General features: G+C 45.7%; 11 protein-coding genes. All 11 read left to right on the top strand.

What is annotated here, in order from left to right:
- Positions 1-16 precede the first annotated feature (16 nt).
- The gene (gene larB, locus NC238_01135) at positions 17-766 is read left to right on the top strand and encodes a nickel pincer cofactor biosynthesis protein LarB (GenBank protein ID MCM1564560.1); all 750 of its coding nucleotides are present in this window, start codon (positions 17-19) and stop codon (positions 764-766) included.
- 77 nt (positions 767-843) lie between these two features.
- Positions 844-1,569 carry a hypothetical protein gene (locus NC238_01140; protein ID MCM1564561.1) on the top strand — a complete coding sequence of 242 codons (726 nt, stop codon included), beginning with the start codon at positions 844-846 and terminating at the stop codon, positions 1,567-1,569.
- On the top strand, positions 1,520-2,053 hold the full coding sequence (locus tag NC238_01145; GenBank protein ID MCM1564562.1) for an HD family phosphohydrolase: 534 nt from the start codon (positions 1,520-1,522) through the stop codon (positions 2,051-2,053). Before NC238_01140 ends, NC238_01145 begins: the two co-directional genes overlap by 50 nt.
- 218 nt (positions 2,054-2,271) lie before the next feature.
- Entirely contained in the window at positions 2,272-3,282 is a 1,011-nt protein-coding gene (gap, locus tag NC238_01150) for a type I glyceraldehyde-3-phosphate dehydrogenase (protein ID MCM1564563.1), read from the top strand.
- A gap of 304 nt (positions 3,283-3,586) precedes the next feature.
- A complete protein-coding gene (pyk, locus tag NC238_01155) occupies positions 3,587-5,314 on the top strand; it encodes a pyruvate kinase (protein ID MCM1564564.1) in 1,728 nt (575 codons plus the stop codon).
- A 98-nt stretch (positions 5,315-5,412) separates the two neighbouring features.
- On the top strand, positions 5,413-6,189 hold the full coding sequence (locus NC238_01160) for a DeoR/GlpR family DNA-binding transcription regulator (protein MCM1564565.1): 777 nt from the start codon (positions 5,413-5,415) through the stop codon (positions 6,187-6,189).
- Between the two features lie 155 nt (positions 6,190-6,344).
- On the top strand, positions 6,345-7,430 hold the full coding sequence (locus tag NC238_01165) for a MinD/ParA family protein (protein MCM1564566.1): 1,086 nt from the start codon (positions 6,345-6,347) through the stop codon (positions 7,428-7,430).
- A 125-nt stretch (positions 7,431-7,555) separates the two neighbouring features.
- Positions 7,556-9,091 carry a peptidoglycan DD-metalloendopeptidase family protein gene (locus NC238_01170; protein ID MCM1564567.1) on the top strand — a complete coding sequence of 512 codons (1,536 nt, stop codon included), beginning with the start codon at positions 7,556-7,558 and terminating at the stop codon, positions 9,089-9,091.
- Between the two features lie 130 nt (positions 9,092-9,221).
- Entirely contained in the window at positions 9,222-10,079 is an 858-nt protein-coding gene (locus NC238_01175) for a DegV family protein (protein ID MCM1564568.1), read from the top strand.
- A 19-nt stretch (positions 10,080-10,098) separates the two neighbouring features.
- Positions 10,099-11,433 (top strand): tRNA (N6-isopentenyl adenosine(37)-C2)-methylthiotransferase MiaB, encoded by a 1,335-nt coding sequence (gene miaB, locus NC238_01180; protein MCM1564569.1) that lies wholly within the window; start codon positions 10,099-10,101, stop codon positions 11,431-11,433.
- Positions 11,430-13,336 (top strand): DNA mismatch repair protein MutS (gene mutS, locus NC238_01185; GenBank protein MCM1564570.1); only part of this gene is annotated, 1,907 nt, incomplete at its 3' end. The genes miaB and mutS, both read left to right, overlap by 4 nt.

The raw sequence follows: 13,336 nt of genomic DNA on the forward strand, positions 1-13,336 counted from the left end.
AGAGAGTAGGAATAACATGAAAGATAAAATCAAACAAATCCTGAATCAGGTTCAGGACAGCCAGATTTCAATCGATGAAGGCTTGCAGCAGCTTGAGCAGATGTACAGCTGTGACATGGGCTATGCGCGTTTGGATACTCACCGTCAGTATCGTAAGGGTTTTCCGGAAGCAATCTTTTGTCCGGGCAAAACGACAAACCAAATTGTTCAGATTGCCAAAAAACTGCACGAGGTTTCCGATCAGAACATACTCGCGACAAGGGCCGGCAGGGAAGTCTATGAGGCCGTCTGCCGGGAGATCCCGTCAGCTGAGTTCAATGAAACCTCCCGCACGATTGTGATCAGAAAAGGGGTTCAAAGGTCTGTTGGCAATATCCTGGTTGTGAGTGCAGGTACTTCAGATCTGCCGGTTGCCGAAGAAGCAGCTGTAACCGCGGAAGCTATGGGCAATAAGGTCGAACGCATGTATGATACAGGCGTAGCAGGTCTTCACCGACTATTGTCCCAGTCGGAGCGGCTGCAGCAGGCCAAGGTGCTGATTGTTGTCGCAGGAATGGACGGCGTGCTGCCAAGTGTTGTCGGTGGACTGGCCGCCAGTCCGGTCGTCGCGGTCCCAACAAGTGTCGGTTATGGCGCGAATTTTGGCGGACTCGCCCCTTTGCTTACCATGCTGAACAGCTGCTCGGAAGGAATCGGCGTTGTTAATATTGACAACGGGTTTGGAGCCGGGTATCTGGCTTCGCTGATTAATCAGGCGGGAATATAACGAGGCCTAAAAATTAAAAGAATTTATTAATAATTGTGATTAATCTTAGTTTTAAATGGAGGAAAGGAGGGGGAATCATGGGAAGCAGCGAAATGGATATTCTGTTATTCTTTACAATCTATTCTTTTTTAGGCTGGATGCTGGAATCGGGGTTTGCCTGCATCGTCCATAGAAGATTTGTCAATAGGGGCTTTTTAGCCGGATTCTTTTGCCCGCTTTATGGTTTCAGCGCTGTTTTAGTGCTTCTTTCTTCTGAATGGGCGAGTTCCGTCTTTGAAAACTCACCGGCCGTAGTACTGATCAGTATTTTGGTGGCTGTCCTGGTTGTTACCGGATTGGAATATCTGACAGGGTTTCTTCTGGAAAAAATATTTCGCTACAAATGGTGGGACTACAGCAACAAAATCGCCAATCTAAAGGGGTATATCTGTCTGGAATATTCTGTACTTTGGGGTTTACTGGCCTTTGTGCTGCTCCAGTATGTTCATCCGGTCATTTCTGCAAGGGTATTCTTGATACCTGCAGAAGTCAAGGCGTATCTGGTCATTGCGTTTGTTGTCTACTTCTTTGCAGATACGGTGAAATCTGTCGGCGATGCGCTGAATCTCAGGGAAGTCATTTTGAATTATGCCAATATCCCCGTAAACAAATATCGAGAAAATGTATTGAAATACAAACGGTTTTTCCTGGCTTTTCCACGCCTGATGGTTTTGAATGCAGGTATCATTAACCGTGATGTAAGGAGCATCCTGAATGAAAGGCTTAACAAAATTAAGGTCGAACTTAAAAACAGATTCCTGTGATTTTGAAGAATACCGGGACTGTATTCAGGAATTGATTAATAACGAAAAACTGTATGTCATGGAGAAGTATATTCATCATAAGCATGTCACCTGTCTGGAACACAGCTTTTCCGTTTCCTACACCAGTTTTATTCTTTGCCATAGACTGGGGCTCGACTTCCGGTCTGCGGCGCGAGGCGGACTTCTGCATGACTTTTTTCTGTATGACTGGCATACGACGAAACCGAAGAAGGGGTTGCATGGATTTACGCATCCGTCAGCTGCCCTGGAAAATGCCGGCAAGTATTTTATTTTGAATGAGGTGGAAAAGGACATTATTGTCAAGCATATGTGGCCCTTAACTGTGAAACCGCCGCGCTATACGGAATCGTTTGTTGTCGCCTTCGCAGATAAATACTGCGCACTGTTTGAAATCGTTATTCCAAAATCGGCGATAGCAAGGAAGGATCATTTAAAAACGCTGATGATCAGCAACCATAATTAGAAAGAAAATGATAAACCAGGATAGTATCTCATTAGGCTATCCTGGTTTTTTTATGCAGTAATCCTTGAAATTTCCTGAAAGATTTGTTTTTTTCTGGGGACGCTATGTTCATATGCAAATTTTCAAAACAAAAATGTGCGAATTAACATTTTGAAGCAGGAATATGTTCATTTACACGGAATATATATGTTTAAATAAACATTTGGAGGATGATATTTATGTCCATTAAAGTAGCAATCAATGGTTTTGGCAGAATCGGAAGGCTTTGTATGAGAGCTTTCCTTGAATCTTCAGGGGATTTGGAAGTCGTTGCAGTGAATGATCTTGGCAAAGCAGATATGCTGGCGCATTTGCTGAAATACGATTCTACCCACGGTACACTGCCTTACGATGTTATCGTCGAAGCTGGTGTGATGAAGGTCAAAGGAAGCACCATCAAACTTCTGGCCGAAAAAAACCCGGAAGAGCTGCCCTGGAAAGAAATGGGCATCGATGTCGTGATTGAATCGACCGGAAGATTCGTGGACAGGGAAGGCGCAGGTAAACACCTGAAAGCAGGGGCTAAAAAGGTTGTTATTTCGGCACCCGGTAAAGATGAAGATATCACGATTGTGATGGGTGTCAATGACGATAAATATGATCCGGCCAAACATCATATCATTTCCAATGCTTCCTGTACCACCAACTGCCTGGCTCCTGTTGCGAAAGTGATTATGAAAGAATTTGGCATCGAGCAGGGAATGATGACAACAACGCACTCCGTAACCAATGACCAGAGAATTTTAGACTTTGAGCATTCCGACTGGCGCAGAGCCAGAGCTGCATTCCAATCAATGATCCCGACAACCACGGGAGCGGCAAAAGCCGTGGCCCTTGTTTTGCCAGAACTCAAAGGAAAGCTGAATGGTCTGGCAGTAAGAGTCCCGACACCGAATGTGTCTTTGGTCGATTTTGTTGTGAATGTCAGCAAAGTTACGACGAAGGAAGAAGTCAATGCCAAGCTTAAACAGGCTGCAGAAGGTGAGCTTAAAGGAATCCTTTCCTATAACGAACTGCCCCTTGTTTCGAGCGATTATAACGGCAATAACGCCAGTTCCATCGTTGACGGACTGTCCACAATGGTTATTGGGGATAAGATGGTCAAAGTCCTGGCCTGGTATGACAATGAATCAGGCTATTCGAACAGGGTTATTGATGTGATCAAAATGATGGCTGCTCGCGGGTTTTAATTAATATCTTGGGTAAATAACATTTAGTCTTTTAGTATCTCGGGCCTGTCTGCATGCCACAATTCCGCTTCCAGCCGTTGTGCCCTCCTTGACACGTCGCTCCTTGCCATCCTTGGCATCGCGACATTAGGCCATCCGTGGCCGTCAAAAGGCTGCGCTACGCGTCCTGCTTCGCTTGACGCTGGAATTGTGGCACGCAGACAAAATCTGGAGTAATGTAGATGAATCTTTGCACGCTAGTTTATTTTTCGTAGGTTAATTAAGTATGTCGTGCTAGCTGAATTCTTCGAGAGAGGGCGATATGATGCGAAGAACCAAGATTGTTTGTACGATCGGTCCCGCCAGTGAGCATCCGGATAAGATCAGACAGCTGATTCAGGCCGGCATGAATGTGGCCAGACTTAATTTTTCTCATGGCAGTCATGAGGCGCATGGAAAAACAATTGTGAACCTCAGGGCTGCTGCAGAACAAACCGGTGTTAATCTGGGGATCCTGCTGGATACCAAAGGTCCGGAGATTCGTACAGGCTTGGTTCCTGAGCAAGGGGTTCATCTGGAAAACGGAAGCAGCTTTATGCTTGATCAGGATGAAAGCCTCGGTTCTGCGGAGCGGGTCTTTGTGACCTATCCGGATCTCTGGACCGAGGTTGTGCCCGGAAATCATATTCTGCTGAGTGACGGGCTGCTTGACCTGGAAGTCACCTCAGCTGCAAATGGACAAATCACGACGATCGTCAGGAACGGGGGCCTGCTAAAATCCCAAAAAGGGGTCAATGTTCCCGGCGTCAGCATTCAGCTGCCGGCCCTCACGCTGAAAGATATCGAAGATATTCAGTTCGGGCTGCGAAACGGGATTGATTTTATCGCGGCTTCCTTTACCCGCAAGGCTTCAGATATTCTGGAAGTGCGGAAAGTCGTCGAGGAAGCGAACGCTGCGGTAAAGATTATCGCCAAGATCGAAAGTCATGAAGGTATACGTAATATCGACAGTATTTTGGAAGTTGCCGACGGTATTATGGTAGCCCGGGGAGACCTTGGCGTAGAAATCCCGGTGGAAGAAGTCCCAATTTATCAAAAAGAGATTATTTGCAAATGCAATGCGTTAGGCAAAACAGTCATCGTAGCGACGCAGATGCTGGAATCGATGACGCATCAGCCGCGTCCGACCAGAGCAGAAGCAAGTGATGTCGCCAATGCCATTTTAGACGGCACGGACGCGATCATGCTCTCTGGTGAGACTGCAGCCGGTGAATTTCCGGTCGAAGCGGTACAGACAATGGATAAAATAGCGCACAAGGCTGAAGGGATATTTTTTAAGACCAGTGCCCCGTTGGAAAAAGGACGCAATATTGCCGACGCGATCGGTCATGCCAGTTATACCATAGCAGCGGATCTGAACGCGGCCGCAATCATTACGCCGACCCAATCCGGCAAAACAGCCAGAATGATTTCCCGTTACCGGCCGAAGTCTCTGATCATCGCAACAACGCCTTATCCCGAAGTAGCGAGAAGCCTGACCCTCAGCTGGGGTGTTCATACCATCATTGTCTCGGAAAGTACAGGAACGGACCAACTGCTTTCCGTTGCCGTGACAAGATCTTTGGATCAGAAATTGATTCAAACCGGCGATGTTGTGGTGCTGACTGCGGGTGTCCCAGTCGGCAAAGTTGGCACGACCAATCTGATCAAAGTCCAGGTGGTCGGGAATGTGCTGGCAAGAGGTACCGGGATCGGACGAAGAGCTTATTCGGGGAAAGCAAGCAAAGTTAGCGATCCGGAGAAATTCAGCCAAGGAGATATTCTTATAGCCCCTTTCACGGATGCCGAGCAGCTTCCGGTTATGGCGAAAGCCGGTGCAGTTGTGATTGAACGCGGAGGACTGACTTCACATGCGGCTATTGTCGCTTTGGAATATGGGATTCCGGCAATCGTCGGAGCGGATGACGCTGTACAGAAGATTCAGGAAGGTGTTTTAATTACTGTAGACGCATTGTCCGGTGTTGTCTATGAGGGTTCTGTTGCAATACTATAAATAAAGAACTGACCTGACAGATCTAGTATCTGTTAAACTTAAATTAACTTCAACGTGACAATAGCATAAAATGCAGATGTAAAGCTGGAGGTGGGTAGTTGACAGCAGGCAGACAGGAAAAAATCAGATATTTGCTCCAAAAACACGGGCATTTGACGGTAGCAGAACTGGCTGCTGAGTTTAATGTTTCCGAAATGACCATACGCCGTGATCTTAAACAACTTGCTTTGATGGGCTTGATTCAGCGGGAACACGGCAAAGCCGTTTATCCTCAAAACCCTCAAATTAAGAATACCGTCTTTACTACCCGGATCGGCGAAGCCCAAAGTGAAAAGCTTAGCATTGGCCGAGCAGCTGCTGGTCTGATTAATGAAGGAGAATCCGTGATTCTGGATTCCGGAACGACGACGCTGGCGATTGCGCTCGCCCTTGACATAAAATGCACGGTTGTAACGAATTCCCTTGCCGTTGCCGAAATTCTCAGTATGCGTGAAGATATCACGACTGTCCTAACAGGCGGAGAAGTGCAAAGCACGACCTATTCGCTGCTGGGTCCGATGACCAGGGAAAATCTGGATGGTTTCTACGCGGACAAACTGTTTCTGTCGGCGACAGGCATCAGCACGGAAAAAGGTCTTTCGACATCGAGCATGATCGAATCCGAAGTCAAACAGGCCATGATTACTTCGGCCAGGGAAGTTATTCTTGTCGCTCACAGCGCGAAACTCGGTCATATTCTCTACCATACGTTTGCCAAATGGGAAAAGGTGAATAAGTTTATCACCGATGCCGGGGCCTCTCCGGAACAAATTGATAAAATTAAGCAATACGGTGTAGAAGTCATTATTGTTTCTCCTAAAGTATTGCTTCCATAATTCAGCCTTACCGTTCTTTACACGTTGGCACCGGAAATTGCTTACGGTAATATAAAATGATTGCCCATTGCAGTCATTTTTTTTTATAAGCCAGAAGGGAACTTGTCCTTCGTTGTAGAAAATTATATAGCAGTTCAGAATTCGGGAGGAAATTAATGAATCAGCCACAATTCTTTGCAGGACAAAAACTTAATTTTACGACAAACTCCGAATTATTTCACGACATCTATACTGCAGAAATAAAGAATGTATTCCCTGACCGCTTGGAATTGGCAATCACTTTACATAAAGGTTATCTGCTGCTGATCCCGATTGGTACCGTGATACGCTGGCTGGTCTCCGATTCGAAAATCGTCCTTACATCCGAAGTGATTTCCCGGCAGCCCGCTCAGCAGAGTTGGTGCGTTACGATTCCAACTGTCCAGAGACAGCAAAAAAAATCCAGAGTCATTGCGATCGGCAGCGGTAAGGGCGGAGTTGGTAAAACTTCACTCACCATCAATTTGAGTATGGCTTTAAGCCAGCTTGGTAAAAGAGTTATCATCCTTGATGCCGATATTGGGATGGCCAATGTCGAATTATTGTTGAAATTGAATAATCCGCTGAACCTTACCCATGTCCTGAAAGGAGAGTGCACCTTAAAGGACATTCTGACTCCCGGCCCGGGAGGAATTAAGCTTCTGCCGGGTTCAAGCGGCATTTCATCGTTAACAAATCTCAGTCCTCTTCAGTTTAACCGTATCATATCCGGATTTGCGGATCTGGAAGGTGAATGTGATATCTTTCTGATCGATACCGGAGCGGGTATTTCGGAAGTCGTACTTAAATTTTTGGAGGCGGCGGATGACCTGCTGCTGATTACCACCACAGAACCGCACGCGATGATGGATACATACGGACTGACCAAAGCGCTGGCGTACCGCAATTCGAATATCCGTCCTTACCTGGTGATCAATCGCTGTGAAGATGAAGCTGAAGCGATAAAGTGCTGTGAAACATTTAAGAAAGCTTCGTCCAAGTATCTCAAGTTGCAGCCGGAACTGCTTGGCTGGATTTATGATGACAAAAAAGTCACAAAATCCTTAAAGAGTCAAAACCCCTTATTTTTATCCCAGCCTAATTCTGAATATGCAGTTAAGGTCCTCAGCATCGCCAAAACGCTTCTTGGGAAAAGAGTCACCCATGAAAGGTCCACGGGAATCTTGTCTTTTATCAATAAAATTAAAAGAAATTTTGCCTAGAATATAAGGAATTTCTCAAGGAATAAACGTGTGCGTCAATGAATTGGAAAATTCCTGTATTTTCTTAAGGCTTAATTAATGGTATCATATAGCAGTGTACGAATGACAAGCCAAGGGGGGCGAGAATGATTAGTAGAAAGATAAACAAAAATTATCTGGACAAAATCATACAAAAATTTAAAAAAGTGAATACTGCAGAGGCTTTGGCTAAGCAAGCGAAAAGAATAAAATTTGGCGTCGTGAACTTAGCAAATAAAATCGAATATAAAGAAATTTTTTCGAAGACAGCAGCAAAGATTAAAAATATTTCCTGGAAATCTCCAAAAACGATCGGGATCACCGTGCTGGCTTTGGCAGTGATTTTCAGTGGTTGTTTTTATTTTAGCTCGACAACTCCGGCAGTAGGTATTGTTGTAAACGGCAAGAACATTGGTTATGCAGCAAGTAAATCTGAGGCTAAACAACTGGTTCAAGAGGTTCTTACCCAACAGGGGAACACAGCCGGAACCGTTGCTCAGACCAGCGATACGATAGAATATAAAAGTGTAAGATTAAAGAATAAAGATTATACCGGGCCGGTGTCTCATGATGTTTTGGCAAAGGCCATTACACCGTATGTCAATGGATATGGGTTACAGGTGAATGGCAAAGTCGTGGTTGTTTTAGCCAGTGAACAAGACATCAATACTTTGTTGAAAAAGTATGAGGATTATCAGACCAAGCCTTCGAAAAATAATACTGTTTCTTCAGTCAAAATTGTCGAACCGGTCTCCAAAATTGCATCAAAAGTTCACCCGGGTGAAGTCAAGACAGTTGATGCTGCTTTGGAAATCTTGGTTAAAGGCGATGTAGCAGAAACCACTTATACCATTCAAGAAGATGATTCTTTATGGCTGATTGCCCGTAAGAACAATATGCTGACGGATGAAGTGATTGCTGCTAACCCGGGATTTACTGAAGACTCAATCATTCAGCCAGGACAGAAAATCAAGCTTGTTCAAACAAAGCCTTACCTTACAGTACGAAGTGAAGGTACGAAAGTAGTCAGTGAGGTTGTTCCGTTTGATGTGGTTTCCAAGACGGACAGAAGTCTCGGCTACGGCAAGAGTATCATCAAGCAGGCGGGTAAAGATGGTGAAAAGGCTGTTACATATTCGTATGTTGAGGAAAATGGTAAAATGATCGAAAAGCAGGTTGTTAAGGAAGAAGTCGTCAGTAAACCTGTAAATCAGATTGTTGCCAAAGGACCTGGCCGCTCAATTGTCTATGTTGGGACATCCCGCGGATCGGGCAGTATCTCCGGTTTAAGCTGGCCCATCAGCGGAGGCATTACCTCCTATTATGGTTCTCGTCATGGAAGCTTCCATACTGGAATCGACATTGATGGAGTTACCGGCCAGCCCTATTATGCGGCAGCTTCCGGCACCGTTGTGGAAGCAGGATGGGATGGCGGATATGGATACTGCATCATGATCGATCATGGTAATGGCGTATCTACCCGGTATGGTCACTCATCCAAACTGCTTGTCAGTGTCGGACAAACTGTATCGAAAGGCCAAAACATCGGCAATGTAGGCTCAACCGGCAATTCAACAGGATCACACCTGCATTTTGAAGTAATCATTAACGGCAGTACTGTAAATCCTTTGAACTATCTCTAAAACAGGAATAAAATAGCGCTTGGACAAGCGCTATTTTTTTTAAACTGTCTAAGTCTATCAGAAAAACTTGACAAACAGGATGTAATTGGTAGGATTATTTATAGTATCATTTTTTGGATGGAGTGATAGCATGCCATTTCAGATCGTAGTAGACAGCGCTTCAGATATTCCAAGAGATTTAGCTGAGAAACTTGGGATTATTGTTGTCCCGATGCCAGTAAATATTGATGGGGTTACCTATGCAGAAGGGATCGATATTTTCCCAGACAAATTCTATGCTGACTTCAAAGACTATAAAGAACTCCCGAAGACTTCGCAGCCTAATTTAAATCTCTTAAAGGACGCCTACGAAAAAGTATTGGCTGAAGGTAAAGAAGTCATTGCCATACACCTGTCTTCCGGCTTAAGTTCAACTTGTCAAACGGCAGTGATGGTGCGGGAAATGTGCAGCACTTCGGAGAAAATACATCTTATCGACAGCCTTGGTGCATCTTTGGGATTTGGGCTGCAGGCCATACTTGCGTCAGAAATACTGAAGCATACCGATACCTGGCAAGAGATTGAACCGCAAATCATGGAGATTAAAAATAGAATGCGGTACATTTTTACCATTGATACGCTGGAGTACCTTGTGAAAGGCGGAAGATTAAGTAAAACCGCCGGATTCGTCGCCGGACTTTTGGATGTCAAACCGATCCTGCACATGAATACGGAAGGAAAAATTGACGTATTCAACAAAGTCAGATCCAGAAAAGCTGCGATCCGCAAGCTCATCGAAATCATGAAAAATGAAATCGTCGAAGCAGAAAAGCAAGTGATCGGGATTTCTCATTCGGCGTGTCTGGAAGAAGCCGAAGCCCTGGCTGAAGAAATTAAAAATGTACTGCCGGTCAAAGATGTGATTATTAGTGATATTGGCTGTGTTGTAGGCAGTCATGTCGGACCGGGAACGCTGGCGCTGTACTACCAGTCCGTTTCGAAGATGTAATAGAGGATTGATTGAATACATGTCGAACAAAATGAATAAGAAAGTGTGTACGATTTCGTATGGCTGTCAAATGTCCGAGCGGGATGCAGAGACCTTGACGGCCATTTCGGAAAAAAACGGGTACGAGCGTACCGACAACCCTGAACAGGCTGATTTGGTTATCATTAATACCTGTTGTGTCAGAGAAAGCGCCGAAAATAAAATTATTGGCAAAATCGGTCAATTGAAAAATCTAAAAGAAAAAAAACCGCAGCTTAAGATTGCGGTTGCCGGATGCATGATCCAGCAGCCCGGCCTGCTGGAAAAACTGCAAAAAAAGGCCCCTCATGTTGATATCTGGACAGGGACCTTTGATCATCATCAATTTGAATGTTTGCTGAAAACAGCGGATCAGGGCGGAAAAGCCTCGCTTGTTTCCGGGGCGGCCTGTGAAACCACCGAGGTTGTTCCTTTGGCTGAAAAAGGAAAGCTTCGGACCAATGTCAACATTATGTATGGCTGTGACAATTATTGTGCTTATTGCATTGTTCCTTATGTCAGGGGAAGAGAACGCAGCCGTCCGATGGACGTCATTCTGGACGAAATCAGGACACTTGTCGAAAATGGCTGCCGTGACGTGACTTTGCTTGGCCAGAATGTCAATTCCTACGGAAAAAAAGACGGTTTTGCGTATGATTTTTCCGATTTGCTGACTGAAATCGATAAAATTGAAGGGCTTTACCGAATCCGGTTTATGACCTCTCATCCGAAAGATTTCAGTGATAAGCTGATCGAGACGGTAGCCCGCGGCGAGCATATCTGTGAACACTTCCATCTGCCATTCCAGGCCGGAAGCAATCAAGTGCTGACGGCGATGAACAGAGGGTATACCAGGGAATATTACCTGGAAAGAATTGCGCGTATTCTGGAAATTGTACCCGAGGCCCGATTGACAACCGATATTATTGTTGGATTTCCCGGAGAAACGGAAGAAGATTTCGAACTGACGCTTGATCTTGTCAATACAGTGCCTTTCAATCAGGCCTTTACCTTCATGTTTTCCAAACGGTCCGGGACGGCGGGGGCGTTGCTTCCGGATCAGGTTCCGCTCGATATCAAGAAAAATCGTCTGCAGAGACTGATGGTACTTCAAAATTCTCAGAGTCTGAGCTGGCGCCAGAAAATGATTGGCAACCGCTATGAAATTCTTGTGGAAGGACCCAGCAAGTCGGATCCTAAATATTTAACAGGTCGTACCAGAGGAAATGAGATCGTTGTATTTGAAGGCAGGGAGGACTTGGTCGGTTCGCTTGTTTCGGTTACAATCATATCTGCAAATTCCTGGACGCTTTTTGGGGAGCTAAGTGAGCCATGAATACACCTATGCTGCAGCAATATCAAGAGATAAAGAACAGGGTACCGGATACGATCCTGTTTTTCAGGCTTGGCGATTTTTATGAAATGTTTGGCCAGGATGCCGAGACCGCTGCTCCGGTTCTGGAAATCGTGCTAACGGCGCGGGACGCAGGCAAGGGCCAGAAAATACCCATGTGCGGAGTTCCGCATCATGCCGTGGACGGTTATCTTCTGAAATTGGTCGCTGCCGGATTTAAAGTTGCTATTTGTGAACAAATGGAAGATCCTCAAGCCAGTAAAGGAATTGTCAAAAGAGACATTGTCCGGATTGTGACGCCGGGTACGCTGGACAGTATCAGCTCGGAAACAAAGAACAACTTTCTGGCGTGTGTATATAAGGAGAAAACGTGGGCGCTCGCTTATCTCGACATCACAACCGGTGATTTCCGGATCATGGAGACGCCTTCCATTCAGATACTACAGGCAGAATTAAACCGTATTGCACCTTCCGAACTTATCCTGTCCAAGGACATTGCGATGCTGCCCAAACTATTTACGGATTATTATCTGACAGCGATCGAAAAAAATTTGTTCCTGAGGACGGCTGAACTTCGTGAAAGATTTAAGAAGCAGGCAGAGCTTTTGCAGCAAATGCCGGTTGCCTGCAAAGCTGCCGCCGGACTTTGGCAGTATATCAGTCAGAATATCCCCAACTCGGGACAGGAACATATCCTGCGCATTTCGGTGAGCCAAAGCAGTACGGCAATGGTTCTCGATAAATGGACCAGAAGGAATCTTGAACTTGTCGAATCACTGCGAACCAGCGATGAGAAGGGGACCTTATTTTCCACCCTGAATTTAACCAAAACGGCCTTTGGAGCCAGACTGCTCAGAAACTGGGTGCAGCAACCCTTACGCGATCCTGAAAGCATTAATGAACGGTTGGCTTCCGTCGAAGAGTTAACGCTGAATACTTTTTTACGCCAAGATATACAAAAAGCTTTGACAACAGTGTATGACTTGGAAAGGCTGCTTGGAAAACTGTCCCTTGGCAAAGCAAGTCCCCGTGATCTGCTGGCGTTGGGCAGCACGTTATCCTGCCTGCCCAAGGTCAGGGATTGCATCACTGACAACGCTTCTCAAATATTGGCTAAATACCTGCCGTCCTTGGCAGGACTTGATGACCTTGCGCAGGAACTGCTTGCGGCCATAAATCCTGAAGCACCGTACTCTCCGAAGGACGGGAATATTATTCAGAACGGCTATTCAGCAGAAATTGACAGTTTGCGGGCGATATCGTCCGGCGGCAAAGAATGGATTGCCCGCCTGGAAAATCAGGAAAGAGAACGCACCAAAATCCGTTCGTTGAAGATTGGCTTTAATAAGAACTTTGGGTACTTTATTGAAATCACCAATACGAATGCCCATTTGATTCCGGATGATTATCAGCGAAAACAGACGCTGGTTAATGCCGAGCGATTCATCACCCCGGAATTAAAGGAATACGAGCAGCGCGTCCTGACTGCGCAGGACAAACTCAGTGATCTCGAATATCAGCTGTTTTCTGTGCTTCGGGACAAGGTTCTGGCTTGTTCGCTGCTGATCATTAACGCTGCCCAGTCGTTGGCTGAAATTGATGTTTTTGTCTCGTTGGCCGGAACCGCCATTCAGAACAATTATGTCAAACCGGAGATACGCTCCGATGGGATCATTCATATTGTTGAGGGACGGCATCCGGTTGTGGAAAGAATCTGTGATACGTTTGTTCCGAATGATACTTATCTTACCCGTAATAAGCACCTTGCTCTGATTACCGGCCCCAATATGGCTGGGAAATCGACCTATATGCGCCAGGTAGCCCTGATTGTTTTAATGGCCCAGATCGGCAGCTTTGTGCCTGCTCAGAAGGCCGCCATTTCGAT

Source organism: Dehalobacter sp. (assembly GCA_023667845.1).
Classification (GTDB): Bacteria; Bacillota; Desulfitobacteriia; order Desulfitobacteriales; family Syntrophobotulaceae; genus Dehalobacter.